This is a genomic window from Vibrio sp. TRT 17S01 (assembly GCF_050113695.1).
Classification (GTDB): domain Bacteria; phylum Pseudomonadota; class Gammaproteobacteria; order Enterobacterales; family Vibrionaceae; genus Vibrio.
This window is the reverse complement of record NZ_JBNJOG010000002.1, coordinates 259431-285132: the sequence shown is the minus strand read 5'-3', so window position 1 is coordinate 285132 and position 25702 is coordinate 259431. Positions and strand designations below refer to the sequence as shown.

General features: G+C 45.7%; 23 protein-coding genes. 14 read left to right on the top strand and 9 right to left on the bottom strand.

Annotation, left to right across the window (positions count from 1 at the left end; genetic code table 11):
* Positions 1-72 precede the first annotated feature (72 nt).
* The 7 genes from queA to mepA all read left to right on the top strand — a co-directional run bounded on the left by queA (position 73) and on the right by mepA (position 7241).
* Positions 73-1125, top strand: coding sequence for a tRNA preQ1(34) S-adenosylmethionine ribosyltransferase-isomerase QueA (gene queA / locus ACQEXS_RS04555; protein ID WP_427012981.1), 1053 nt, complete (start codon positions 73-75; stop codon positions 1123-1125).
* 307 nt (positions 1126-1432) lie between these two features.
* Positions 1433-2563, top strand: a complete 1131-nt coding sequence (gene tgt, locus ACQEXS_RS04550) for a tRNA guanosine(34) transglycosylase Tgt (protein ID WP_427012980.1) — start codon at positions 1433-1435, stop codon at positions 2561-2563.
* 165 nt (positions 2564-2728) lie between these two features.
* The gene (gene yajC / locus ACQEXS_RS04545; RefSeq protein ID WP_367987155.1) at positions 2729-3058 is read left to right on the top strand and encodes a preprotein translocase subunit YajC; all 330 of its coding nucleotides are present in this window, start codon (positions 2729-2731) and stop codon (positions 3056-3058) included.
* Between the two features lie 21 nt (positions 3059-3079).
* Positions 3080-4936, top strand: a complete 1857-nt coding sequence (gene secD, locus ACQEXS_RS04540; protein WP_367987154.1) for a protein translocase subunit SecD — start codon at positions 3080-3082, stop codon at positions 4934-4936.
* A 14-nt stretch (positions 4937-4950) separates the two neighbouring features.
* The gene (secF, locus tag ACQEXS_RS04535) at positions 4951-5898 is read left to right on the top strand and encodes a protein translocase subunit SecF (protein WP_367987153.1); all 948 of its coding nucleotides are present in this window, start codon (positions 4951-4953) and stop codon (positions 5896-5898) included.
* A 131-nt stretch (positions 5899-6029) separates the two neighbouring features.
* A complete protein-coding gene (locus ACQEXS_RS04530; RefSeq protein WP_367987152.1) occupies positions 6030-6362 on the top strand; it encodes a DUF1904 domain-containing protein in 333 nt (110 codons plus the stop codon).
* A gap of 36 nt (positions 6363-6398) precedes the next feature.
* Positions 6399-7241, top strand: a complete 843-nt coding sequence (gene mepA / locus ACQEXS_RS04525) for a penicillin-insensitive murein endopeptidase (RefSeq protein WP_427012979.1) — start codon at positions 6399-6401, stop codon at positions 7239-7241.
* 48 nt (positions 7242-7289) lie between these two features.
* On the opposite strand, the gene ACQEXS_RS04520 is transcribed toward mepA, so the two are convergent.
* The 4 genes from ACQEXS_RS04520 to rdgC all read right to left on the bottom strand — a co-directional run bounded on the left by ACQEXS_RS04520 (position 7290) and on the right by rdgC (position 10779).
* Positions 7290-7544 carry a YfhL family 4Fe-4S dicluster ferredoxin gene (locus ACQEXS_RS04520; RefSeq protein ID WP_367987150.1) on the bottom strand — a complete coding sequence of 85 codons (255 nt, stop codon included), beginning with the start codon at positions 7542-7544 and terminating at the stop codon, positions 7290-7292.
* 2 nt (positions 7545-7546) lie between these two features.
* A complete protein-coding gene (gene yegQ / locus ACQEXS_RS04515; protein WP_427012978.1) occupies positions 7547-8944 on the bottom strand; it encodes a tRNA 5-hydroxyuridine modification protein YegQ in 1398 nt (465 codons plus the stop codon).
* A gap of 171 nt (positions 8945-9115) precedes the next feature.
* Positions 9116-9652: an Ail/Lom family outer membrane beta-barrel protein gene (locus tag ACQEXS_RS04510; protein WP_427012977.1), complete on the bottom strand. Its 537-nt coding sequence runs from the start codon at positions 9650-9652 to the stop codon at positions 9116-9118.
* Positions 9653-9864: 212 nt separating this feature from the next.
* On the bottom strand, positions 9865-10779 hold the full coding sequence (gene rdgC / locus ACQEXS_RS04505) for a recombination-associated protein RdgC (RefSeq protein WP_427012976.1): 915 nt from the start codon (positions 10777-10779) through the stop codon (positions 9865-9867).
* A gap of 239 nt (positions 10780-11018) precedes the next feature.
* On the opposite strand from rdgC, the gene phoB reads away from it, so the two are divergent.
* Genes phoB through ACQEXS_RS04490 form a run of 3 tightly spaced genes read left to right on the top strand, consistent with a single transcriptional unit; the run spans position 11019 to position 13979 of the window.
* Positions 11019-11708: a phosphate regulon transcriptional regulator PhoB gene (gene phoB / locus ACQEXS_RS04500; protein ID WP_367987146.1), complete on the top strand. Its 690-nt coding sequence runs from the start codon at positions 11019-11021 to the stop codon at positions 11706-11708.
* A 25-nt stretch (positions 11709-11733) separates the two neighbouring features.
* A complete protein-coding gene (gene phoR, locus ACQEXS_RS04495; RefSeq protein ID WP_427012975.1) occupies positions 11734-13035 on the top strand; it encodes a phosphate regulon sensor histidine kinase PhoR in 1302 nt (433 codons plus the stop codon).
* Positions 13032-13979 (top strand): PstS family phosphate ABC transporter substrate-binding protein, encoded by a 948-nt coding sequence (locus ACQEXS_RS04490; protein WP_427012974.1) that lies wholly within the window; start codon positions 13032-13034, stop codon positions 13977-13979. Before phoR ends, ACQEXS_RS04490 begins: the two co-directional genes overlap by 4 nt.
* An 8-nt stretch (positions 13980-13987) precedes the next feature.
* Here ACQEXS_RS04490 and ppx read toward each other — a convergent pair whose 3' ends face one another.
* Both ppx and ppk1 read right to left on the bottom strand, forming a co-directional pair.
* The gene (ppx, locus tag ACQEXS_RS04485) at positions 13988-15505 is read right to left on the bottom strand and encodes an exopolyphosphatase (protein WP_427012973.1); all 1518 of its coding nucleotides are present in this window, start codon (positions 15503-15505) and stop codon (positions 13988-13990) included.
* On the bottom strand, positions 15462-17573 hold the full coding sequence (ppk1, locus tag ACQEXS_RS04480; RefSeq protein WP_427012972.1) for a polyphosphate kinase 1: 2112 nt from the start codon (positions 17571-17573) through the stop codon (positions 15462-15464). The genes ppx and ppk1 overlap by 44 nt, the downstream gene beginning before the upstream one ends.
* 183 nt (positions 17574-17756) lie before the next feature.
* Here ppk1 and ACQEXS_RS04475 point away from each other — a divergent pair, with 183 nt between their 5' ends.
* From ACQEXS_RS04475 to phoU, 4 genes are all read left to right on the top strand, one after another.
* Complete coding sequence (locus tag ACQEXS_RS04475; protein ID WP_427012971.1) at positions 17757-19946, top strand: ABC transporter permease subunit; 2190 nt, start codon at positions 17757-17759, stop codon at positions 19944-19946.
* Positions 19947-19978: 32 nt separating this feature from the next.
* Positions 19979-21625: a phosphate ABC transporter permease PstA gene (gene pstA / locus ACQEXS_RS04470; protein WP_427012970.1), complete on the top strand. Its 1647-nt coding sequence runs from the start codon at positions 19979-19981 to the stop codon at positions 21623-21625.
* Positions 21626-21627: 2 nt separating this feature from the next.
* Positions 21628-22446, top strand: coding sequence for a phosphate ABC transporter ATP-binding protein PstB (gene pstB / locus ACQEXS_RS04465; RefSeq protein WP_367987139.1), 819 nt, complete (start codon positions 21628-21630; stop codon positions 22444-22446).
* A gap of 162 nt (positions 22447-22608) precedes the next feature.
* Positions 22609-23307 carry a phosphate signaling complex protein PhoU gene (phoU, locus tag ACQEXS_RS04460; protein ID WP_427012969.1) on the top strand — a complete coding sequence of 233 codons (699 nt, stop codon included), beginning with the start codon at positions 22609-22611 and terminating at the stop codon, positions 23305-23307.
* Positions 23308-23450: 143 nt separating this feature from the next.
* Here phoU and ACQEXS_RS04455 read toward each other — a convergent pair whose 3' ends face one another.
* The 3 genes from ACQEXS_RS04455 to ACQEXS_RS04445 all read right to left on the bottom strand — a co-directional run bounded on the left by ACQEXS_RS04455 (position 23451) and on the right by ACQEXS_RS04445 (position 25632).
* Complete coding sequence (locus ACQEXS_RS04455) at positions 23451-23945, bottom strand: hypothetical protein (RefSeq protein ID WP_427012968.1); 495 nt, start codon at positions 23943-23945, stop codon at positions 23451-23453.
* 41 nt (positions 23946-23986) lie between these two features.
* Entirely contained in the window at positions 23987-24529 is a 543-nt protein-coding gene (locus ACQEXS_RS04450; protein ID WP_427012967.1) for a porin family protein, read from the bottom strand.
* Positions 24530-24705: 176 nt separating this feature from the next.
* Positions 24706-25632 (bottom strand): LysR family transcriptional regulator, encoded by a 927-nt coding sequence (locus tag ACQEXS_RS04445; RefSeq protein ID WP_427012966.1) that lies wholly within the window; start codon positions 25630-25632, stop codon positions 24706-24708.
* Positions 25633-25702 lie beyond the last annotated feature (70 nt).

Sequence of the window (25702 nt, the reverse complement as noted above, 5' to 3'; positions counted from 1 at the left end):
GGATTAAAATACTGGCCCATTCTCAACCACATAAATGGTTGGTTGAAGAGCAATATCTGAGTAGTACCTGACATGCAAGTATCTGATTTTAATTTTGAATTACCTGATGAGCTGATTGCCCGTTATCCACAACCTGAGCGCACAGCAAGCCGTCTTTTACAACTGGATGGTAATAGTGGCACCTTGGTTGATGGGACTTTTACGGATGTATTGGCACAGATCCAACCGGGTGACTTGGTGGTATTTAACAATACACGCGTCATTCCTGCTCGCATGTTTGGTCGCAAAGCCTCTGGTGGTAAGCTAGAAGTTTTGGTCGAGCGTATGCTTGATGAACAAAGCATTTTAGCCCATGTTCGTTGCTCTAAATCACCAAAGCCGGGGTCGACGATTTTCCTCGGTGAAAATGATGAATATCAAGCTGAAATGGTTGCTCGTCATGACGCACTGTTTGAGCTCAAGTTTGATGCTGACAAGAAGGTGTTGGACATTTTGGAAGAAATTGGCCACATGCCACTTCCTCCGTACATCGACCGCCCAGATGAAGACTCAGATAAAGAGCGTTACCAAACAGTCTACAACCAAAAGCCTGGTGCAGTAGCAGCGCCTACAGCTGGATTGCATTTCGATGAAGCATTGCTTGCTCAAATAAAAGAGAAAGGCGCTCAGTTTGCGTATGTCACTTTGCACGTTGGTGCTGGCACTTTCCAACCTGTGAAAGTGGACAATATCAATGAGCACCACATGCATGCCGAGTATGTTGAAGTACCGCAAGATGTGGTTGATGCGATTAATGCAACCAAATCTCGTGGTGGCCGTATTGTCGCGGTTGGTACCACATCTGTTCGTTCATTAGAAAGCGCAGCGCAAGATGCGCTGAAGAAGGGGACCGAATTGGTGCCATTCTTTGGTGATACTGAAATCTTCATTTATCCGGGTTACGAATATCAGTTAGTGGATTGCTTGATCACTAACTTCCACCTGCCAGAATCGACACTGATCATGTTAGTGAGTGCTTTTGCAGGTTATGAAAATACAATGAACGCATACAAACACGCCGTCGAGAACAACTACCGTTTCTTTAGTTATGGCGACTCTATGTTTATAAGCAAAAAAACAGACTAGCTCTGCTGGTTAGTTCTAAATTACAAATATTTACGAGTGCTAGCAGTAGGCTAGGAAGCAAGGTAAAAGGTTACTTTGTCTCTCGCATGGAAGGCGACCGCTCCTTACTATACCCGTTATATTTGGCGTAGCAGCGTTGTTGACTGCGTAAATTCACCCTAATTACATAGAGCTTTCTATGCTCATAGGGCTGAATCTACTTGTCGCCTAGCTGCAACCCCAACTATTTAGGGTAGAGAGGGTTAAGGTAATTACTATCTTGCTCTGAACTTAATGTCAGACTGTTTCTCTGACACTTGGAGGCTTCGTGAAATTATCATTCGATCTTAAGAAGAAAAACGGCAACGCTCGCCGTGGTCAACTGACCTTTGAGCGTGGCACTGTGCAAACACCAGCATTTATGCCTGTTGGTACTTACGGCACAGTAAAAGGCATGACGCCAGAAGAAGTAAAAGGCACGGGTGCTGAAATTCTTTTAGGTAACACTTTCCACCTGTGGCTACGTCCTGGGCAAGAAGTGATGAAAATGCATGGCGACCTGCACGATTTTATGAACTGGCAAGGTCCTATTCTTACAGATTCAGGTGGTTTTCAGGTATTCAGCTTAGGCGATATCCGTAAAATCACGGAAGAAGGGGTGCATTTCCGTAACCCTGTGAATGGTGACAAGATTTTCATGGACGCTGAAAAGTCGATGGAAATTCAAAAAGACCTTGGTTCAGACATCGTGATGATCTTCGACGAGTGTACGCCATACCCAGCGACGCACGATGAAGCAAAGAAATCGATGGAAATGTCACTACGTTGGGCACAACGTTCACGTGATCACTTCGATAAACTCGAAAACCCGAACAACCTGTTTGGTATTGTTCAAGGCGGTGTTTATGAAGATCTACGTGATGTATCCGTTAAAGGGCTGACTGAAATCGGTTTTGATGGCTATGCTGTTGGTGGTCTTGCTGTTGGTGAGCCAAAAGAAGACATGCACCGTATTCTTGAACACACATGTCCTCAACTTCCGGAAGACAAACCACGCTACCTGATGGGCGTAGGTAAACCTGAAGACTTAGTGGAAGGGGTTCGCCGCGGTATCGACATGTTTGATTGTGTTATGCCAACACGTAATGCGCGTAATGGTCACCTGTTTGTAACGGGTGGTGTGATCAAGATCCGTAATGCGAAACATAAAACGGATACAACACCGTTAGATCCGCATTGTGACTGTTACACTTGTCAGAATTACTCGAAGTCGTACCTACATCACTTAGATCGCTGTAACGAAATTTTGGGTGCTCGTCTAAACACCATTCATAACTTGCGCTATTACCAGCGTTTGATGGAGAGCATTCGTAGCGCGCTTGATGAAGATCGCTTCGACCAGTTTGTGGAAGAATTTTACGCGCGTCGCGATCGTGAAGTTCCACCACTAGTTAAATAACGTATTTAAAGCCTTTGGCGAGATGCCAAAGGCTTTTGCTAATAAAGTAAGCGAACGTACCGAAATTTTGAGAGAGTGATCTCTATTACTTGTTCTTGGACTTGAAACGAAAGTACGAAAGCCCAATTTGTTGGATTATCTAAAAAAATAATAGAGGATGTTTTAATGTTTATTTCTAAAGCTCACGCAGCAGCAGAAGGCGCAGCTCAAGGCGGCGGTTTTGAAATGCTAATCATGCTAGGTATGTTCGCGGTGATCTTCTACTTCATGATCTACCGTCCACAAGCAAAGCGTGTAAAAGAGCATAAGAACCTAATGGCAGCAATGTCAAAAGGTGATGAAGTACTAACCAGCGGTGGTTTGGTTGGTCGAATCACTAAAATTTCAGAAGACAATGACTACATCTCTATTGAGCTTAATGCAAACAATGAAGTTGTAATCAAAAAAGACTTCGTAACCGCAGTGCTACCAAAAGGTACGCTTAAATCTCTATAAAACAGCTAGAGGATCCTCGCTGTGCTAAACCGTTATCCTTTATGGAAGTACCTGATGGTGGTGCTGGCCATTGCCGTCGCTGCCTTGTATGCACTTCCAAATCTCTACGGTGAAGATCCGGCTATTCAAGTTACAGGGGCGCGTGGTGCCTCTGTAGATATGTCAACGCTGGATGCTGTCACTAAAGCTCTTGATAAACAGAGCCTTTCCCATAAATCCATTGCTCTTGAGAATGGATCAATTCTTGTTCGTTTCAACGATACTGATACTCAGATCAGTGCGCGTGATGTTATCAGCGAAGCGCTTGGCAAAGATAAAATTGTTGCTTTGAACTTAGCCGCTTCAACGCCTGATTGGCTTGAATCTATCGGCGCTGCGCCAATGAAACTTGGCCTTGACCTACGTGGTGGTGTTCACTTCTTAATGGAAGTGGATATGGATGCTGCAATGGAAAAGCTAGTTGGGCAACAAGAAGAAGCCTTTCGTAGTGAACTTCGTGAAGAAAAAATTCGCTACCGTGCTATTCGTCCTGCTGGTAAAGATGGCGTAGAAGTGCTTCTTCGTGATGCGGAGCAATTAGAACAAGCTAAACGTCTTCTTGAGCAAAAACATCCTGATATGTTATTTGCTGACTCTGATAGCAACGGTCGTTTTGCACTTGTCGCCACTTTTACAGAGCAACGTTTGCAAGAAATTCGCAACTACGCCGTTGAGCAGAACATTACTATTCTTCGTAACCGTGTGAATGAGCTGGGTGTTGCTGAGCCATTGGTTCAACGCCAAGGAGCAAGCCGCATTGTGGTTGAACTACCGGGTGTTCAAGACACAGCTCGTGCAAAAGAAATTTTGGGTGCTACAGCGACACTAGAGTTCCGTGAAGTGGACTCAAAAGCTGATCTTGCAGCTGCTGCAAGTGGTCGTGCACCAGCAGGTAGCGAAATCAAGCAAGATCGTGATGGTCGCCCTGTTGTGCTGAAAAAACGTGTCATCCTAAGCGGTGCAAGCATCACTGATGCAAGTTCAAGTGTCGATGAATACGGACGTCCACAAGTTAACATCTCGCTTGATAGCGAAGGTGGTAACAAGATGTCTGCTTTCTCGAAGAAGAACATCGGTAAGCTGATGGCAACAGTGTTTGCTGAGTACAAAGACAGTGGTCGCCGTACACCTGAAGGCAAAGTGATTCTTTCTAAGCATGAAGAAGTGATCAACCAAGCAACGATTCAGTCTGCGCTTGGCCGTAACTTCCGTATTACAGGTATTGATTCCGCTGCTGAAGCGCATAACTTAGCGCTACTACTACGTGCGGGTGCGTTGATTGCTCCGATTTCTATTGTCGAAGAACGTACGATTGGTCCATCTATGGGTCAACAGAACATCGACATGGGTATTCAGGCTTGTATCTGGGGTATGGTCGCGGTGATGTTGTTTACGCTGCTTTACTACCGTAAGTTTGGCTTTATCGCGAACCTTGCGTTGGTGGCTAACCTCGTATTGATCATCGGTGTCATGTCGATGATTCCTGGGGCAACAATGACGCTACCGGGTATTGCCGGTATTGTACTGACGGTCGGTATGGCGGTGGATGCGAACGTTCTGATCTTTGAGCGTATTCGTGAAGAGCTACGTGATGGACGCAATCCACAACAAGCGATTCACCAAGGCTACGCAAACGCGTTCAGTACCATTGCCGATGCCAATATTACCACCTTGATCACGGCAATCATCTTGTTTGCTGTGGGTACGGGTGCCATCAAAGGCTTCGCGGTTACACTGTCCATCGGTATTCTGACTTCAATGTTTACTGCCATTATCGGTACACGATGCGTCGTGAACTTGGTGTATGGTGGCAAACGCATTGACAAATTGTCGATCTAAGGCTGGGAATTATTATGTTTCAAATTCTAAAAGCAGAAAAAACGATCGACTTTATGCGTTGGTCGAAGGTGGCGTTTGTCTTCTCTCTCTTGATGATTGGGGCGTCGATTTTCACGCTGTCAACGAAATGGTTGAACTGGGGCTTAGACTTCACGGGCGGTACGCTGATTGAAGTGGGTTTTGAGCAACCAGCGAACTTAGAAGATATCCGTAGCGCGCTTGATGCGAAAGGTTTCGGCGATGCGACGGTTCAGAACTTCGGTAGTGCTCGTGACGTTATGGTGCGACTGCGTCCCCGTGATGATGTAGCAGGTGAAACGCTGGGTAACCAGATTTTATCTGCCATCAAAGACGGTACGGGTGAAAGTGTTGAAATGCGCCGTATCGAGTTCGTTGGCCCGAATGTGGGTGATGAACTGACAGAAGCAGGTGGCCTTGCAATTTTGGTCTCTCTTATCTGTATCTTGCTCTACGTATCGATGCGTTTTGAATGGCGTTTAGCTGCAGGTGCGGTACTCGCATTGGCACATGACGTGATCATTACGCTTGGTGTGTTCTCTTTGATGGAAATTGAGGTTGACCTAACCATCGTGGCGGCGTTATTGACGGTTGTTGGTTACTCGCTCAACGATACCATCGTTGTTTTTGACCGTATCCGTGAAAACTTCCGCAAGATGCGTAAAGGTGAGCCAGCTGACATTATGAACAGCTCTATCACACAAACTCTGAGCCGTACGTTGATCACATCGGGTACCACTTTGTTTGTTGTGATCGCTTTGTTTACTCAAGGCGGTGCTATGATTCATGGTTTTGCGACAGCACTTCTACTAGGTATTACGGTTGGTACGTACTCTTCAATCTATGTGGCTTCTGCACTGGCATTGAAACTCGGTATCACCAAAGAGCACCTAATGCCACCACAAGTGGAAAAAGAAGGCGAAGAGCTAGATCAAATGCCATAACGACAGGTTCGTTAATAAAAACCGCCATTTTTTATGGCGGTTTTTTTATGCCTTCACAACACTAGCATCCTAGTTTCCTTCTGCATAAGTAAGTTGCTATCATTTGTTAAAACAATAAAAGGAAGCAACTTATGCCACACCTACGTTTTCGCGCTGTTGAGCCACAAACAGTGCAGACTCTATCGAAATCTCTCATTGATGAGCTTCAACCATTAATGGATTGTCCTCGTGAAGACTTCACCTTCGAATACATCTACACTACGTTTTATCTTGAAGGGGAAGTGAATCCAGCTTACCCATTTGTTGAAGTGCTTTGGTTTGATCGCGGGCAGGAAACGCAAGACGCGGTTGCTCAAACCATTACTCGGCAAGTTCGCGGCATCATCGGTGAAGACGTTGATGTGGCTGTTATTTTCACTGCGTTAGAAGCGAAGGGCTACTACGATAACGGTGAGCATTATTAGCAATACCTAAGCCATCCAATGATGTAAGGAGAAAGGATGAAGCGGAAATTATTACTACTGGCGTCCTTTCTTTCTTTAGGAGTTTCTGCAAGCCCTTGGGAAAAGCTAACACAGCCCTCTTCGCTACCTTCAGAGTCAGTTGGTAGCTATGCCAATGGCTGTTTAGTCGGGGCCGCTGCTCTGCCTTTGAAAGGGGAAGGCTATCAAGTGCTTCGTAGCCAACGTGATCGCTACTTTGGCCACCCCAATACCATCGCTTTTATCGAGCGTCTGTCCCACTTTGCACAGCAGGATTTGCATACTAACTTATTGATTGGTGATCTCTCGCTGCCACAGGGAGGGCGGTTCTCCTCTGGGCACACTAGCCACCAAACGGGTTTGGATGCGGATATCTGGCTGCGTTTTGCTGACGAAAAGCTACCACCAGAGAAGTTAGCAGAGCCTAAAGCGATGAGCCTAGTGAATCTTGAACAGTACAAGTTACGCAAGAGTAATTGGGATCAACGCCACTTTGAACTAGTGAAAGCAGCAGCTTCGGATCAAGAGGTAGTAAGAATTTTTGTTCATCCCGTGATCAAAGAAAAGCTTTGTCAGAGTGAAAAGAGCAGTGATAGAGGCTGGTTACGGAAGGTGCGACCATGGTGGGGACACCATTACCATATGCATGTACGTCTGAAGTGTCCACAAGGCAGTACGCAGTGCTTACCACAAGCCGCCCCGCCCGCCGGTGATGGTTGTGGTGCCGAGCTTGCGAGTTGGAAGCCACAACCGAAACCTGTATTAAAAACAACCAATACAGCGACTAAACCGAAAAAGAAAAAGCCAAAAGTGATGCCTGCGATGTGTCAGACACTCCTCGATCAAAGTCACTCCCGCTAATACTAAAAACGCCGCTCATTGAGCGGCGTTTGTCTTTCAGTCAAAAGGTTATGCTAACCCTTGGATAATTACGAACTTTTCGAGTAACTCTTCGTCGGTTTCGACGTGGTTCGGATCCGTAATAATGCATTTCGTGATCGGACATACCGACTGACACGTTGGCTTCTCATAATGACCTTTACATTCAGTACACAGCGCAGGATCGATCTCAAAGATCGTATCACCCATGCTGATTGCCCCATTAGGACATTCTGGGTCACACATGTCGCAGTTAATGCATTTGTCAGTGATCAGTAATGCCATGATTACTTACCTGTTGGGTTACGGGTATCCTGACCTGAGTTTAGGTTACGCATTAACAGGCCGTATTCTAAGTCCATGTCTTGTGGAACAGGGATGAATACAAAGTGGCCGTTTCCTTTTGCGTCTTCGACTTGTTCTGATTTACGGTTTTCCATCGCTTCTAGCGTGAAAATCACGTTGCCTTTTGGTGTCATAAGCTCAAGGCTATCACCGACAACGAATTTGTTTTTCACTTCAACTTCAGCCAGATCACCACGGCGTTTGCCCGTGAACTCACCAACAAATTGCTGTGCGTCAGACACGGAGTAGCCATAGTCGTAGTTTTGGTAAGCATCGTGCGTGTGACGACGTAGGAAGCCTTCGGTGTAACCACGATGTGCTAGGCTTTCTAGCGTGCCCATTAGGCTCTCGTCAAATGGTTTACCAGCAACGGCATCATCAATCGCTTTACGGTAAACCTGCGCAGTACGCGCACAGTAGTAGAAAGATTTAGTACGACCTTCGATCTTCAATGAGTGAACACCCATCTTGGTCAGACGCTCAACGTGCTGGATAGCGCGTAGGTCTTTCGAGTTCATGATGTAAGTGCCGTGTTCGTCTTCAAATGCCGCCATTTTTTCTTCTGGACGGTGCGCTTCAGAAAGCAGAACCACTTCATCGGTTGGTTTGCCACGACCGATAGTGGTTTCAGGGCGCTCATCTTGAACTTCAACCGCTTGAGCTTTTGCTGGGTCGAATTTCTCTACGATGTCGCCAGTGTCGTTTTCTTTGCCTTCTTCAACTTTGTATTCCCAACGACATGCGTTAGTGCATGTACCTTGGTTAGGATCGCGTTTGTTGATATAGCCAGAAAGTAGGCAGCGGCCTGAGTAAGCCATACATAGTGCGCCGTGAACAAAAACTTCAAGCTCTGTTTCAGGGCAATGTTCACGAATTTCTTCGATCTCTTCTAGAGAAAGCTCACGAGAAACAATCACACGTTCAACGCCGTTAGCCGCCCAGAATTTTACGGTTGCCCAGTTTACTGCGTTCGCTTGAACTGACAGGTGAATCGGCATCTCAGGGAAGGCTTCACGAACCATCATAATTAGACCTGGGTCAGACATGATCAATGCGTCTGGGCCCATTTCTACCACTGGTTTCAAGTCGCGGATGAAGGTTTTTAGCTTTGAGTTGTGTGGTTGGATGTTACAAACCACGTAAAGCTTTTTGCCTTGGGCATGTGCTTCATCGATACCAATTTTTAGGTTCTCGTGGTTGAACTCGTTGTTACGTACGCGAAGGCTGTAACGAGGTTGGCCTGCGTATACCGCGTCTGCGCCGTAGGCAAATGCGTAACGCATATTTTTAAGGCTACCTGCAGGTGACAGTAGCTCAGGTACGAATGCTTTCTCAGTCATGTGTAATTCTCTTTATCTGATCTCAAGTCAGGCCTATTCCACCTAATGGAATAAGGGGCGCAAATTTTACGTCAAAACGTGACTTGTGACTAGGAAAATTACCATTGAGCCTTGAAGAGAAGGAGAGTAAAAAGCCTACACTCAGGCAGGCTTTAATAAGGTTGGATTGGGTTAGAAACGATATCCGAGAGCCACAGAATAGGTCAGTGCTCTTGCGTCTGCGAGGTGCTCACTGTATTCAAAGCCAGTATTAATCACAAAACCACGAGTCACGTTGAATTCAAGACCCGCTCCACCGGCAAAGTTTTCATCTTCGATTTTGGATGTCGTGCGTCCACGAGCTTCGTTTTCAATGATGTACTCAGAGTAACCTAATGTGGCATAGGCGCTAACGATGTCGTTGAAGCGGTATGTAGGACCAACATGAAGGCTAGCGTAGCTGCGCGTTGTTTTTGCCGTTTCTACCACATTGATATCTGGTTGGAATTGAACCCCATACGCAACGTCTTCATCAGCAGTAATGGTCGCGCTAACTAAGAAACCAAGTCTGTTGGCGCCGTCATAACGGTATTTTAGTGTGAAACCACCGAGGACATCTTCTGCATGTTTGATATCAGTCGCGGCATAACCCAGCATGACGGAGTGATCGGCAGCTTGGGCCGCAAATGATATTGCGAGAAGAGCTGCAAGCGTTGTAAGTTTTTTCATTGTGTGTTCTCTATATTTATTATTTTAAATTGATAGGCTTAAAATTTGGATGAAATGCGGTTGCAAATCATTCTCAGGAATAATACATCTTGTCAATATAGAGAGAAAATAGAGGTAAAGTTAAAAGACTTTTAACTTCAGGTGAATGTGAAATTAAAAAAGCTCCTTTAATAAGGAGCTTTCATCAATTGAGTGTCGATGTACTTGAGCGGCTAGGCATTCGGGTGCGGTAAGCCACCTAGTGCCTCGTAAAGGTTAGGTAGGAATGCGCTGAGCTCACCGCACAATAATGAAAAGTCTGCATCAAAACGTGCAGCTTGATCTTCACGTGGAATATCATCATTTTGATCGCGCAATTCGTCGGAAAACTTCAAGCGTTTGATGCTACCATCATCTGCAAGAACAAACTCTAATCGCTCTTGCCACCAAAGAGCCAGCTTAGTCACCACTTTATCAGCGTCGATATGGCTACGAATTTCGTCTGCGGTCAGCTCTTGTTTTTTACAGCGGATGATTCCGCCCTCTTCAAGAACAGATTTTAGTTCAGCTTCATCCAACATTTGGAAACCAACGGGTGTGTTGCCTGTCTTAACCCATTCAGTCAATGTCGACTCCACTGCTTTTTCTGGAATCGCTGGGACAACGGGTAAGCTACCCATTGTTTTACGCAAAAGTGCGAGCACGTCTTCGGCTTTTTTGTAGCTGCTGGCATCGACTAAAATGAAGCCTTCTTTTGGCAGAATAAGGACAAAGGTATGGTTACTGCGGCTAAAAGCACGTGGGAGTAAATCCATAATGATGTCTTCTTTTAGGTTGTCCTTTTCCTTTTTCTTTATAGGACGGCCTTCCTGCGCTTCCATTGCCTCGACTTTTGCATTCAACGAGTCTTTGATAACCGAAGCCGGTAGCATCTTTTCTTCTTTCTTAGCACAGATAAGAATTCGGTTTTCAGAAACATGGGTCATCATATCCCCATGCTTGCCCATTGCAGTTACCCAACCAAATTTCTGCTTGTCTTGGCTGCCGCACGGCGTAAAACGAAACTCAGCTAACTGTTTTTCTAGCTGATCTGCATTGAATTCGATATCGCGATTAACACGATAAACCATACAATTTTTAAACCACATATTGTTTCTCTTACCTGAATTGAGTCGGCAATCATAGGCAATTTTGCCGATGATGTCCTGATGGATTTTTTCAATATGTCAGGCCGCGCATATTAAAGTTGTTTGCAGGAAGCGAGAAAGTTATATGAAAATTTGTTTGCAAAGGTCACAAAAGTGTCATAATTGCTAGTAATAATGCTTAGCGTCAACGCCTGAGAATAACTCAGAAAACGGTATAACTAACATAAGGTTAATCAATTATGTCTAGAAGGATTCTGGTAGTAGAAGATGAAGCGCCTATTCGCGAGATGCTTTGCTTCGTTCTTGAACAGAAAGGTTACCAGGCAGTGGAAGCTGAAGATTATGACAGTGCAGTAACTAAGCTGGCTGAACCTTTTCCTGATCTGGTTTTGCTCGACTGGATGCTACCGGGTGGCAGTGGTATCAACTTCATTAAACACATGAAACGTGAAGAGCTGACGCGCAATATCCCTGTAGTCATGTTGACGGCGCGCGGTGAAGAAGAAGACAAAGTTCGTGGCCTAGAAGTTGGGGCGGATGATTACATTACTAAACCATTCTCACCCAAGGAGCTGGTGGCAAGGCTAAAAGCGGTGATTCGCCGCGTTACACCAACAGCACTAGAAGATACGATTGATGTTCAAGGACTGAAATTGGATCCGGTTTCCCATCGGGTCACGGCGAACAATCAAGCCGTAGAGATGGGACCAACAGAATTTAAAATGCTGCACTTCTTTATGACTCATCAAGAACGAGTTTATAGTCGAGAGCAGTTGCTCAATAATGTATGGGGCACCAATGTTTATGTGGAAGATCGTACGGTTGATGTGCACATCCGTCGTCTTCGTAAAGCATTGGAAGAAGCGGGCCATGATAAGCTCATTCAGACCGTTCGTGGAGCTGGCTACCGTTTCTCAACCAAAGCATAACGAGTGAATATAAGCGGAGCGATATGTGGTTGAAAGGTTAACCTGGAAAAAGCTGGCCTGGGAGCTGGCTTTTTTTTACACCCCTTGGGTGATTGTTGGATGGATATTCGGATATTTGCCGTGGTTGCTACTCGCTGCCACGGTTTTGCAGTTATTTTGGCACCTGCATAATCAGATGCGCTTGTCGGCGTGGCTTTGGGATGAGAAACGCCTAACGCCGCCTTCTGGCAGTGGTAACTGGGAGCACTTGTTCAACGGTATCTACCGTCTTCAGCAACGCCAGCGTAAGAAGCGCAAAGAGCTAACGAATCTGATTCGCCGCTTCCGAAATGGTGCAGAATCCTTACCCGATGCCGTGGTGGTTTTTCGTGGTGAAGGGAACATCGTCTGGTGCAATAAGTTGGCGCAACACCTGCTTGGTTTCCGTTGGCCAGAAGACTCTGGGCAACCTATCTCTAACCTAATTCGTACCCCAGACTTTATCAAATACCTCAATAAAGCCGATTTTTCTGAGCCGTTGGAAATGCGCTCGCCTTTGAATGTTGAGCGATTGCTCGAGCTGCGTATTGTGCCGTATACCGAAGGTGAACATCTAATGGTGGTACGTGATGTTACCCAGCTCAAGCAGCTTGAAGGTATGCGACGTAACTTCTTTGCCAATGTCTCACATGAATTGCGTACCCCGATGACAGTACTGCAAGGTTATCTGGAAATGACGGAAGACCCAGATATGCTCGGTGGACTGATGTGGAGCAAAGCGCATGGGGTAATGACCGAGCAGCTCAACCGAATGAACAGCTTAGTTAATCAACTACTGACGCTTTCTAAAATTGAAGCTGCGCCAATGCATGAGCTGGAAGATGTAGTCAACGTGCCATCCATGTTGGACGTGTTAGAAAAAGAAGCAGTGAGCCTCAGTGGTGAAAATGCCCACCAACTGACGTTTGATGTTGATGCGTCACTTCGAGTACTGGCAGATGAAGATCAATTGCGCAGCGCAATTTCAAACTTGGTCTACAATGCGGTGAAATACACCCCAGCTGGTGCTGATATTCAGGTGCGTTGGTATCGCACGCCGCAGGGCGCTTGCCTTGAAGTGGAAGATCGTGGGGACGGAATAGAGCCTCAACATTTACATCGATTGACGGAACGGTTTTACCGCGTGGATAAGGCACGCTCGCGTGATACAGGGGGAAGTGGTCTTGGATTAGCGATTGTAAAACATGCGCTAACCCACCATGACTCTCACCTAGAAATTCACAGTGAAGTGGGCGTGGGCAGTAAGTTTTCCTTCGTGTTGCCAGAGCGCTTGGTGGTGTCGTCATGAAGAAGTGGATATTAGGTGCTTGTTTTGCGGTACTGAGTACACCAGTGATGGCACAAGCGTTACAAAGTTATCAAAAAGTACCGGGGATCACCGGGAGTATATCAACGGTGGGGTCAGACACACTGGCTGGCATGACAACCTTGTGGATTGAAGAGTTCAAACAAATCTATCCCAGTATCAATGGTCAAGTTCAGGCATCTGGTTCCTCAACCGCGCCACCTGCTTTAACGGAAGGAACGGCGCAATTTGGCCCTATGAGCCGCCCGATGCGAAATCGAGAAATCGAGGCGTTTGAACGTGAGCAAGGATATAAGCCAACCGCATTGCGAATCGCGATTGATGCCATTGGTATTTTTGTTCATCGTGATAACCCCATTGAAGGGCTCAATTTCACTCAACTGGATAGTATTTTTTCATCCACATTGCGTTGCGGGGCCAATCACCCGGTGACGACTTGGTCGCAGCTAGGGCTGGAATATCAATGGGCCAAACGCTCTATGCAGCTGTTTGGGCGTAATTCTGTTTCTGGTACGTATGGTTATTTTAAAACCAATGCCTTATGTGGAGGGGATTTTAAGAACAGCGTTAATGAACAGCCTGGCTCGGCTTCGGTGGTTCAATCGGTGGCTTCGGCAATCAATACGATTGGTTATTCTGGTGTTGGGTATCAGGTGACGGGCGTGAAGCTACTGCCGATCGCGCGTCATGGGGATGCGTATATTGAAGCGACACAAGACAATATTTTATCTGGCAAGTATCCACTATCACGATATTTGTATGTGTACGTGAACAAGCATCCAACCAAGCCGTTATCACCGATTGAGAGAGAGTTTATCCGCTTCATCTATTCTCAAGAGGGACAAGAATTAGTGGCTAAAGATGGATATGTACCAATTTCGGCTGAGTTTGCTGCTCAAGAATTGAAGAAAGTGGGGATCGAGTGATCACCACTTTAAAATGCCAATACCCAACCCACGCTCTTCCAATATTCGCGTTCAGTTTTTAGATCCGCATACAGCAATTTATTGTCGCTGAGCCACTGCGAATCCTGACAGGCTAATGTCCACTTTTCGTCGTCAATCTGCAGAGTTATCTGAGGGAGAGCTTCTTTAGTTCTCTGTCCATGGAGCAAAATACTTAACCTGAGAATTCGGATCAAGCTGATGATCTGTTGTTTCTCGAATAATGAGAACGTGTCCATTTCATGCAGCTTGAGTGCTTTACGTTGAAAACGCACTAGTGTGGATAGTACACGTTGTTGTTCACGGTTAAATCCGGGCATGTTAGTGTGGCGAAGAATGTAAGCCGAATGGCGATGAAACGCTTGCAAGCTAATGCTTAAACCTACTTCATGAAGCAGTGCACTCCACTCAAGTAGATCAAACAGTTGGCTATTTTGGCTTATGCCCAAAGTTTGGTGGGTTTGCAGCAAGAACTCACGGGCTTGCGTTTTGATTTTTGTCGCATGGTCGACATCAACTAAATGTTTTTGAGCCAGACTTTCAGTGGTTCGCATTCGAATATCGGAACGCTTAAAACCTGCCTCCATTTCATAGAGTACCCCTTCTCGTAATGCGCCTTCAGAAAAGTGTAATTCTTTAATGCTCAAAGAATGGAAAATAGCACTTAGAATGGCAACACCGGCTGCAAATACGGGTTTTCGCTCGGCACTCAGTCCGGTTAATTTTATCTCATCAATGTGTGGCCACTGCTGTATTTCTTGTCGTAGCAAAGTGAGCCTATCTGGCGTGATCAAGCCATCTTCAAATCCAAGGCCAATGAGCACCTCACGAATCGCTTTAATGGTACCGGAAGCACCAAATGCAATATCCCACCCTTGTTTTTGGTAGCGATAGGCGATGGATTCCAGTTTTTGCTCTGCCGCAATCATGGCGTGATTGAGGTTTTCAAGCGATGGCTTTCCATTCGCAAAGAAACGGTGAGTAAAACTGACGCAGCCCATCGGTTTACTGTGCACTAAGTTGGCATTGAATCCTTGACCAATAATGAGCTCGGTACTGCCGCCACCGATATCGACGACTAATTTGGAGTTAGATTCTGGTTGAGTATGGGCCACGCCAAGGAAAATTAACCTAGCTTCCTCGGTGCCGGGAATAATTTCGATCGGGAAAGGCAATACCTCTCTGGCGCGCTGTAGAAAAATGTGGGCGTTGTTTGCTTGGCGAAGTGTGTGAGTGGCGGCAATGCGCACGTTTTCGCTGTCAAAGCCTCTTAGCCGCTCGGCAAACATGCTCAAGCACTCAACGCCACGCTCAATTGCCGCATGGTCGAGATTTTTCTGGCTATCCAATCCGGAGGCCAAGCGCACTCGCTGTTTATGCCGACTGACGAGTTGTAGGTGTTTATCCACGACTTTAGCGACTACCATGTGAAAGCTATTCGAGCCTAAATCTATGGCGGCGATATCACGAGTAGGTGTTGGTTGCGTCATCAGTTTTGGCTCGTTCATAGGCTTTTCTAGCTTGCTTTTCTACCTGTTTAAGATAGTCGTAAATGGCAGTTTGTGAGCGTACCTTTTTGCGATTACCTCGCGGTACATACGTATTGCTCATCTCTTTATCAATCCAGCGGGCTTTGACGGTATCGGTAAAATGGAGCTCAATGATATCAATGATCCGTTGCTTTAACCTAGGAGCATTGATTGGCGTAGCCACTTCAATACGGTGATCAATATTACGAGTCATCCAGTCAGCCGAGGAGATATAGACCTTCTCGTCTCCGTTATTATGGGTGATCAAGACTCTCGGATGCTCTAAAAAGCGGTCAACAATACTGATGACTTGAATATTCTCGCTAACACCCTGAATTCCCGGGATCAGTGAGCACATTCCGCGAATGATCATTCGGACTTTGACGCCAGCGCTACTCGCGTCATAAAGCTTATTGATCAAGCCTTTATCGACCAGATTATTCACCTTAAGGGTAATGATGGCCTTTTTGCCTGCTTGGGCATGTTCGATTTCTTTGTCGATCAAGCGATAGAGCTGCTTACGCGAATTACGCGGTGAGACGATCAGGTGCTTGAATTTCACTGGCAAATAAGGGTTCTCAATATAGGCAAACACATTGCGAACTTCGTGAGTCAGTGCTGGGTCGGCGGTGAGTAAGGCAAAATCGGTATAGACCCGCGCGGTTTGTTCATGGAAGTTTCCTGTACCGATATGGGCATAATGCGTGATCTGCTCATCTTCTTTGCGGCTGATCAGTAGCAACTTGGAGTGAATTTTTAAACCCGGTGTGCCAAACATGACTTGAACGCCAGCCTCTGTCAGCAACTTAGCCCACTCGATGTTGGCTTGCTCATCAAAGCGCGCTTGAAGCTCAACCACGACAGTGACACTTTTTCCATTGTGCACGGCGTCAATCAGTGAGTTCATTAAACGCGAGTCTTTGGCGACGCGATACACGTTCATCTTGATCCCCAGAACTTTAGGATCAAAGGATGCCTGACGAACCAATTCAGCTACATGCTCAAAGGTATGATAGGGGTAGTAGAGCAAAATATCGCGTTGCTTGATGGCATCGAAGTTATTGTTAAATCCGGTAAAATCGGCACTCTCCATCGGAGATAGCGGCTTATTTTCTAAGTGTTTGTGACCAACATTGGGAAAGGCGATAAAGTCTTTGAAGTTGTGATAACGTCCGCCGGGGATCAAGCTGTCGTAGCTGGATATCTTAAGTTTCTGACATAAAAAATCGAGCATTTGTGATGGCATGTCACGTTCATAAACAAAGCGAACTGGCATGGCGGTCAGTCGCTGGCTTAAACCTTCCGACATCTGCTCAATTAAGTTGAATTCGACCTCATGGCGCAAGTCATACTCTGCATCACGTGTCATTTTCATCGCATAGCCTTTGAGCTCATCATACTCAAAGAAGCCACGGAAAATATCGTCGAGACAATAGCGAATAATATTGTCCAGCAGGATGATGGTTTTTCGTTGCGTACCTTTCTGCTCTGGCATCATCACAAAACGGGGCAAATGATCCGTTGGGATTTCGAGTAGTGCGTATTGATAGTGTTCTTGTTGTCGAAGAGACACCGCTATATAAGCATACTCATCTTTCAGAAATTGCAGCACATCGATGTCATCACTCATCAATAACGGTGTGATATAGGGTAGGACTTGGCTGCGAAAATACTTTTTTAACCACTTTTCTTGGTTGCTACTGAGCTGGTGTTCATTGACCAAAAAGATACGCTGGCGGGCCATTTCTCGGATTAATTCAGCGTACAAGGCATCAAATCGTTCATTGAGTTTGAGGGCTTTGCTTTGCATTCTGCTCAACAGATGCTTAGAACTGTCACTTTCTCCCCGTTCTTGACTGATCAAAATCCGGCGCTTTACATCGGCGAAACGAACTTTGTAAAACTCGTCTAAGTTATTGGAAAAAATACCTAAAAATCGAACTCTTTCTATCAGAGGGACACTTTTGTCGGCGGCTTCTTGCAGCACGCGTTCATTAAATGAAAGCCAGCTTAGCTCTTTTTCGATGTAGAGTTTTTCTGCATTCATGGCGATCCCTCGAGAGACAATGGCGTTTTTCTATAGTGACATTAATTATGTCGTAGCGTTAGCATATTCAGTGGTTATATGGCGATTTTATTGCACTATTTTCAGTTGTTTACTGTGAACTGTAATATAATTGTCACCTAAGTGACATAATATAGCGTCGGGCATTAATAGGTAGAGTAATCCATGGCTAAAGCCGAATTTTCATTGAGAGAGAAAGATCGTAAACGACTATTTAAAGATCGAGTGATTCGTTTTGCGGTTTCTTTTGGTGGCGTCGGTGTGTTAGCTGCACTTGTACTTATTTTTGTTTATTTAGCCATGATGGTGCTGCCGCTGTTTTCCGATGCTCATATCAATGCGGACTTTGCTAAGCAATCCATTCACACCAAATCTGCGGTTAATATTGGCGTAGACGACTATGGTGAACACGCTTATGTGGTTAGTCGTGACGGCAATGTTGATTTTTGGCCCTTAAAGCAGTTAGCAACCACTCCTACCTTATCTGTTCCGTTAAGTGTTGAACCGCAACTCTATGCTGCAACAATGCCATCACAAGGTTGGCAAGGGGTTGCGGATCCAAGCGGCAATATTGATCTATTCAAACCTAAACTCACCAGTGTTGTGAATGAGCAAGGACGACGTTTTGCGCCGCAAGTTCTTTTTGCACAACAGCCTATGCCAGATCTGCAAAACTCGGGCAAAGCATTAGAAGAGTTTGCGATTGCATTGCGAGATGAATACTGGACGTTGGCAGGGCGCTATGACGATCAAAGCGTTTTAATTCGCTGGCAAACCGAAGTGGGATCAGTCCAGCAATTTGAGTTTCATCCACGGCAAGAGATCGAGCAGATGCTCCTGACGCCAGATGGCAAGACGCTCTATCTCCGCCGCGCTTCGGAGCTGATCATCGCGGTCCGCTTGCAAGGCAAATATCTGATCCGCGAAATCGTCGATTTGAGTCTGGGGAATCAAAAGCATGCTGTGACGAACGTCAGTTTGCTTTCTGGCGCACATTCGCTGTTGGTCACACACCGTGATGGATTAGTGTCACAATGGTTTGACGTGCTTGATCAGGGCGCTCGTCATTTAAGGCATATCCGAGAATTTAAGCTCGCGTCAGAGTTACAGTTTTTATTACCAGATACCTATCGCAAAGGTTTCTACAGTTTCTACATTAATGGCACGGTGCAGAGCCATTACACCACCAGTGAAAAGCTGGTGATGTTTAAGCGGGTATATAAAAAAGCGCCTGAGATGGCGGCAATGTCGGCTAATGAGCAATTTTTGATTAGTCTGTCGAATGGCATCTTGAATGTAGCGCAAATAGATAACCCATTCCCTGAAGTGTCTTTGTCTTCTCTGTGGCAAAAAGTGTGGTACGAGAGTTACCCAGAGCCTGCTTACGTTTGGCAAACCACGTCTGCCAGTGATGAGTTTGAAGCAAAATTCAGTCTACTACCGATAGCCTTTGGCACATTAAAAGCGGCAATGTTTGCCATGTTATTTGCAATTCCTATTGCTGTGTTAGGTGCGATATATACCGCTTACTTCATGACGCCTAAAATGCGCAGGATCGTGAAGCCATCGATTGAGTTAATGGAAGCGTTGCCGACAGTAATTATTGGCTTTCTGGCAGGGTTATGGTTTGCGCCAATTGTGGAAAGCCACCTTGCGGCGGTGGTGTCGTTGATGCTGCTGCTTCCACTCTCCACCATTGTGATTGGAGCGTTATGGCATAAATTACCTCGAACATGGTTAGAGCGAATTCCCAATGGTTGGCATGCTGCGATATTGATGCCGCTGCTAGCGCTGACGGTGTATTTGGTGATTGGCCACAGCGGCAACATCGAGGCTTGGTTGTTTGATGGTGATGTGCGCGTCTTTTTGGCCGAGCAAGGGATCGATTTCGATCAGCGCAATGCATTAGTGGTTGGCTTCGCTATGGGGTTTGCGGTGATCCCGACCATTTTTACCATCGCAGAAGACGCCATCTTTTCGGTACCTAAACACCTTTCTGATGGTTCCTTAGCTCTAGGTGCAACGCCGTGGCAAACGCTCATTTATGTGGTTTTATTGACAGCCAGCCCCGGTATTTTCTCAGCCATCATGATGGGGCTAGGGCGTGCGGTTGGAGAAACGATGATTGTGTTGATGGCAACGGGAAATACGCCAATCATGGACTGGAATATTCTGGAAGGGATGCGCACGCTATCGGCAACCATTGCGGTTGAAATGCCAGAATCTGAAGTCGGCAGTTCCCACTATCGTATTCTATTTTTAGCTGCGCTGTTATTACTTATATTTACCTTCGCGGTGAACTCGTTGGCGGAGTGGGTAAGACAACGATTAAGAGAGAGATATCGTGCATTGTAGTTTTTTAGGTTCTCTCGTTGGAGTAAGTGATCGTGTTTAAATGGATTCAATCAGGTGCGCCATGGATTTGGTTAACCGGTGGCGCGGTCAGTATCAGTTTATTGTCAGTGCTAGGGCTGCTGCTTTTAATTGGCTGGAAGGGCTTATCTTACTTTTGGCCAGCGCCGCTGTATCAGTGGGAAACTCATGCAGGCGATAAGTTTATTGGTCAACTCTATGCCCAAGAATACATCCCAATCAGCCACTTGCGTGAAATGGCTGTGGAATTGCCGGAAGATGTCATTGAAAAAGGCTTGGTGAATCGCCTTAGTATTAAAGTGGCAAACCGGGATCTTTACCCTGCGGATTTTATTTCTATCCTTGAAATCAATGTATTTAGACCAAGGGAGCCGAAAGGTTGGGCGGTGGTTGAACGGAGCCGTGATGGCGACTTTTTTGGTCGTCCTATCGGTTATCAAAAAGCGGATGGTCAACTGGCTGAGCAATTTGATACCGAGCTTGCCGCTGAAATCAGTTTTGCCAATGTTGTCCGTAAAGAAATTGATCGATTAATTCATCAAGATATTCGTCACATTAGTACGGCGTTAGAACGGCTGCGTTTGGAAAAACGTAAGCGCGAATTGAACGAGACCATTAATGATGAGTTTAACCAATCTTATGACGGTCGTTACTCAGCGCTAAGCCAAAAGTTGTCGGCAGCGGAATCTAAACTTGATGCGCTTCGAGCCCAGTTGCAGAATCAAAGTTTGATCGTGGAAGACATGTTTGGACAGCAGGTGACAATACCGCTGAGCCAAATCTTAGATATTTGGTACCCAAACCAGATGAGTTTTGTGCAAAAAGTCATGCACTGGGGTAAGCAGGTATGGAAATTCCTCTCTGAAGATCCGCGAGAGTCCAATTCTGAAGGCGGCGTTTTTCCGGCCATGTTTGGCACAGTTTTGTTGGTTCTGATCATGTCGATCATTGTCATGCCTTTGGGAGTGGTTGCTGCGATTTATCTACATGAATACGCGAAGAACAATGCCTTTACTCGGCTAATACGTGTGGCAGTCATCAACCTCGCTGGGGTGCCTTCCATTGTTTATGGGGTGTTTGGCTTGGGCTTTTTTGTCTACACCTTAGGCGGCTCTATTGATGCGCTATTTTATTCGGAGCGACTACCTGCTCCGACGTTTGGAACGCCAGGTTTGTTGTGGTCTGCTTTGACCTTAGCCGTATTGACGTTGCCAGTTGTGATTGTGGCCACCGAAGAAGGTTTAAGCCGGATCCCGAGCTCGGTTCGTCACGGCTCTCTGGCATTGGGTGCCACGCAATCGGAAACCTTGTGGCGTATCGTGCTTCCGATGGCAAGCCCAGCGATGATCACTGGGTTGATTTTAGCGGTGGCGCGCGCCGCTGGTGAGGTTGCACCACTAATGCTGGTGGGGGCGGTGAAGCTTGCATCCAGCTTGCCGGTTGATAGTGAGTTCCCATTTATTCATCTCGAACGTAAGTTCATGCATTTAGGTTTTCATATCTATGATGTGGGCTTTCAAACCGCTAACATAGAAAGTGCAAGGCCACTGGTTTATGCAACGGCATTTCTACTGGTTACGGTGATTGTGGGTTTGAACTTAACTGCCATCAGCATTCGTAATAATTTACGGGAAAAATATCGTACCTTAGGACAAGATTAATTATGTTTTCAGTCAATCAAGCACTTGGATATCAACCTCCTCTGGACGTCAACAACTTATCTGATGAGCAGACGGCAATCGCGATCGAAGAGCTCAATCTGTTTTATCAAAATACCCAAGCATTACACGACATTTCTATGCGTCTTCCGAAAGGGCAGGTTACCGCATTCATCGGCCCTTCGGGTTGTGGTAAGTCGACTTTGCTACGTTGTATTAACCGTATGAACGATTTAGTGGAAGGGTGCAAGGTCGAGGGGAAAGTTAAACTGCATGGTAAAAACGTCTATCACTCTGATGTAGATGTGGCGACATTGCGTCGTCGTGTTGGGATGGTGTTCCAGCGTCCGAATCCGTTTCCGAAATCGATCTATGAAAATGTGGTCTATGGCTTACGGTTACAAGGCATTAAAAACAGTCGAGTGCTCGATGATGCAGTAGAGCGTTCCCTGCGCGCTGCGGCCTTATGGGATGAGGTCAAAGATCGGTTACATGAAAATGCATTTGGTTTATCTGGTGGTCAGCAGCAACGTTTAGTGATAGCTCGAGCGGTTGCAATTGAACCTGAAGTTTTATTATTGGACGAGCCCACTTCAGCGCTCGATCCTATTTCCACCCTGACCATTGAAGAGCTGATCAACGATCTCAAAACCAAATACACGGTTGTGATTGTGACGCATAACATGCAGCAAGCCGCCCGAGTGAGCGATCACACGGCGTTTATTCATATGGGTAAGTTGATCGAGTACTCAGATACCGATTCTATTTTCACTTCGCCATTGAAAAAGCAAACTGAAGACTACATTACAGGTCGGTATGGCTAATTTATTAGTCATATTTGAAGTTGTATCGGCGTCGACGGTGGAGTTTCACTCTAATCACATAGACGAGCTATGCTCATAGGGGGGAAACTCCTAGTTTCCTTGCTACAACTCCAACTATTTAGAATAAAATTTTATTCGTCAATTGGGAGATTAACGTTAACTATGAATTTTGGTCGTCATATATCGGGTCAGTTTAATGTGGAGCTAGAGTCCATCCGAACGCATGTGCTTACCATGGGAGGGTTGGTAGAGCAGCAACTCTCTTTTGCGATGCAAGCGCTGCATAGAGAGGACATCGAACTGGCAAGAAAAGTGGTGCGTGACGATCATAAAGTGAACGCCATGGAAGTCTCAATTGATGAAGCCTGCACCCGCATTATTGCTAAGCGCCAGCCCACTGCGAAAGATCTGCGTCTGATTATGGCAATAATAAAAACCATCACGGATTTAGAGCGCATCGGCGATGTAGCGACGAAGATCGCGTATGTAGCGATTGAAAGCCCATCATCCAAAGAAAAGCAGTTCCATGTTTCCCTCGAACCTTTATGCCGACAAGCGATTGCGATGTTGCACCAAGTTCTCGATGCTTATGCCCGTATGGATGTTGATGCCGCAGCTGAAGTTTATAAGCTCGATGATAAGCTGGATGCCGAATATGAAGCGGTGGTTCGCCAATTAATGACTTACATGATGGAAGACCCGAAGAATATTCCCCATATCCTTCAGATTATGTGGTCTGCCCGAGCGATTGAGCGGGTAGGTGACCGTTGTCAAAACATCTGTGAATACATTATTTACTTTGTTAAGGGCAAAGATGTGCGTCATCTGGGTGAACAAAGTATTGATGACGCATTGCGTTAATGGCTGAACAGAGAAATGATTCCCCATAGTGCGGTACAAGCACTGAGCACTATTGCGATTTGAGTTCGTCGATAGCGGCGATAGAGTGGATGCTTTTTCATAGAATGAATGAGAGCTGTTATCCAGCTCTCAGGATGTTGATGCTAGAAACGTAGAATTACGCCAGTACTGAACATGGAAGAGATTTCTGAAGCCATATCAGGTATGTAGTTGATGTCCATTCCCATTCGTACACCTAAGTGATCATTGAAGTTGTAGACGGCAGAAACCGTTGAACTTACTCCTGTGCTTGAAATACTCTCTTGGCCAGCCCACCAATCTCTTTCTCCTTCATACTTGAGCCCTCCCAGTTCGGCTTGAAAGCCAACCGCTGGGAATGATGGAATGTTATGCTGAACGCCAACACGGTATGTTTTGATCCTGTCTTTATCAATATTTAAAAACTCAGATGAGGTATGGCTATAGCTGACATATACCGCATCCATACCTAAAACATCCGTGAGCCCAAGCTGCGCACCGCCACCAGAGATCCCTGAACCAAGATAAGGACCGATCCTGATTTCGGGTGAAAAGTGAAGTGTGGTTGCTGAAACATTAGAGCCAATCAGAGTGGCTAAAAGTATTGTGAATTTTTTCATAATAAACCCAACGAATAGGGCCATCCTTGGCGAGAGAGAGCCTAAAATTTGTAGCCAACGGTTAGAGAGAACTGATCGATAAATACATCATCACCAGCATCTTTCATATTCATGAAATCCATTCTGAAGTCGGTATAAAAATGGTCACCAAACTGAGCTCGTGCACCAGCACCAAGAAAGAGACTTGAATCGTTCCAGTCATAGACATCATGTCCCAGTACGCTGATGTCTTCACTGAATTTGGTCCAGCCTACTACTCCATAGGGTTTAATGTTGAAATCGTTGAAGATAAAGGTGTAGCCGATATCAGTATCGATTTTGAAAGAAGACGTATCACTATCTACAGGGCTTGCGTAGTTGCCGCTGCCTTTCGTGTAAGAGAGGTTCAGACCAAAAATTCGGTTGATATCGTAGCCATATTCCAACTTAAATCCCTTGGTGGAATAGTCGTAATCGAACGGAACCTCTTCAATGTTAGAAGTCAGGAATCCGAGACCAACACGGTGGCCTTCTATGTTATTTGCGAGCACTGGTGTTGCGGAAAGTAACGTGGTTGCAAGGATGGTTGTTACTACGGTTTTCATGAATGTTCTCTCTCATATCCTGTTATATCTCATCCGTGTTGATGGTTTGTTCATCCAGTGAGTGAAATACTATTGATAAGAGTGATGATGAGCTAAGTAGTAACACTTATATTGGTGATAAGCATTGCTTATTATAAGGTGCGATTCTCGTTGGTTTTGGGCTGTAACGATTAGGGTTAATTTGTTATTTGTTGTCTCAGTGCATCAACAATGAGCTGATCAAGCCACAATAACAGAGGTTGTTTGCGGTGTTTGGTGTGGTAGTAGGCGTAAACATCGTAATGGTAAGGGTGTCCGTCTAGCTCAATATCGATGGCTCTTAAATACGGATACTGCTCAATGGGGAATAGGTTGGAGTGGGGCATGTACATGTCGGTATGTGTAATGACATCGAAGATCGCCATTAGTAACTCAGAACGAAAACCGATCTTATGCCTTAACCCTCTTTGTTTCATGATTTCCGCCGCCAGACTGAAGTTCTCATTCCATCCTGGTGTGATGAATGAGGCAATTTCATAGTCTTCAAAATCTTCGGGTGAAGCGAGCGCTTTTTTTATTGGATGGTCTTGTCGAACAATCACCTGCCCTGAGAGCTGAATAACGTGTTTGATGTAAACATCTTTCGGTGGGTCTAAATCGTAGTTAATACCAAGAAGTACTTCACCTTTACGAATATCATCAATAGTCGAAGCTGACCAACTGACGAGTTCTAGTTGGGCATTTGGGGCTTGCTCACGGATCTGGTGAACCAAGCTACCGGACAAACTTGCCATCACAATTGGAGATAAGGCAATTTTGATTTTTTGCTGAATATTAGCAGGGTCAAATTCCTGGGCTTGGTTTAATGCGCTTGAAAGGGCATCGAGATGGGGGGTGATATTGGTAGCAAGCGCTTCGGCAAAAGGGGTTGCTTCTAAGCCATGTGGTACTTTGACAAATAATTCATCATTGAAGTGGTTGCGTAGCTTTCGCAGCGATTGACTAATCGCGGGCTGCGACACAAATAATCGCTCTGATGCTTTGCGCATATTGAGCTCTTGAGAAAGTACCAGAAACGTTCTTAGTAAGTTTAAATCTAAGCTGTAGAACAGATCCTTTGCCATCACATCACCACTTCCTGCCGTTTACTTCATATGTCGGTTACCGAACAGTGAATATACTTGGGTTTTCGCT

What these genes read in the sequence shown, in the direction of transcription:
- queA (WP_427012981.1), top strand. Translation starts at nt 73, where the DNA reads ATGCAAGTATCTGATTTTAATTTTGAATTACCTGATGAGCTGATTGCC.
- yajC (WP_367987155.1), top strand. Translation starts at nt 2,729, where the DNA reads ATGTTTATTTCTAAAGCTCACGCAGCAGCAGAAGGCGCAGCTCAAGGC.
- secF (WP_367987153.1), top strand. Translation starts at nt 4,951, where the DNA reads ATGTTTCAAATTCTAAAAGCAGAAAAAACGATCGACTTTATGCGTTGG.
- ACQEXS_RS04530 (WP_367987152.1), top strand. Translation starts at nt 6,030, where the DNA reads ATGCCACACCTACGTTTTCGCGCTGTTGAGCCACAAACAGTGCAGACT.
- mepA (WP_427012979.1), top strand. Translation starts at nt 6,399, where the DNA reads ATGAAGCGGAAATTATTACTACTGGCGTCCTTTCTTTCTTTAGGAGTT.
- ACQEXS_RS04520 (WP_367987150.1), bottom strand. Translation starts at nt 7,544, where the DNA reads ATGGCATTACTGATCACTGACAAATGCATTAACTGCGACATGTGTGAC.
- yegQ (WP_427012978.1), bottom strand. Translation starts at nt 8,944, where the DNA reads ATGACTGAGAAAGCATTCGTACCTGAGCTACTGTCACCTGCAGGTAGC.
- ACQEXS_RS04510 (WP_427012977.1), bottom strand. Translation starts at nt 9,652, where the DNA reads ATGAAAAAACTTACAACGCTTGCAGCTCTTCTCGCAATATCATTTGCG.
- rdgC (WP_427012976.1), bottom strand. Translation starts at nt 10,779, where the DNA reads ATGTGGTTTAAAAATTGTATGGTTTATCGTGTTAATCGCGATATCGAA.
- phoB (WP_367987146.1), top strand. Translation starts at nt 11,019, where the DNA reads ATGTCTAGAAGGATTCTGGTAGTAGAAGATGAAGCGCCTATTCGCGAG.
- ACQEXS_RS04490 (WP_427012974.1), top strand. Translation starts at nt 13,032, where the DNA reads ATGAAGAAGTGGATATTAGGTGCTTGTTTTGCGGTACTGAGTACACCA.
- ppx (WP_427012973.1), bottom strand. Translation starts at nt 15,505, where the DNA reads ATGAACGAGCCAAAACTGATGACGCAACCAACACCTACTCGTGATATC.
- ppk1 (WP_427012972.1), bottom strand. Translation starts at nt 17,573, where the DNA reads ATGAATGCAGAAAAACTCTACATCGAAAAAGAGCTAAGCTGGCTTTCA.
- ACQEXS_RS04475 (WP_427012971.1), top strand. Translation starts at nt 17,757, where the DNA reads ATGGCTAAAGCCGAATTTTCATTGAGAGAGAAAGATCGTAAACGACTA.
- pstB (WP_367987139.1), top strand. Translation starts at nt 21,628, where the DNA reads ATGTTTTCAGTCAATCAAGCACTTGGATATCAACCTCCTCTGGACGTC.
- phoU (WP_427012969.1), top strand. Translation starts at nt 22,609, where the DNA reads ATGAATTTTGGTCGTCATATATCGGGTCAGTTTAATGTGGAGCTAGAG.
- ACQEXS_RS04455 (WP_427012968.1), bottom strand. Translation starts at nt 23,945, where the DNA reads ATGAAAAAATTCACAATACTTTTAGCCACTCTGATTGGCTCTAATGTT.
- ACQEXS_RS04450 (WP_427012967.1), bottom strand. Translation starts at nt 24,529, where the DNA reads ATGAAAACCGTAGTAACAACCATCCTTGCAACCACGTTACTTTCCGCA.
- ACQEXS_RS04445 (WP_427012966.1), bottom strand. Translation starts at nt 25,632, where the DNA reads ATGGCAAAGGATCTGTTCTACAGCTTAGATTTAAACTTACTAAGAACG.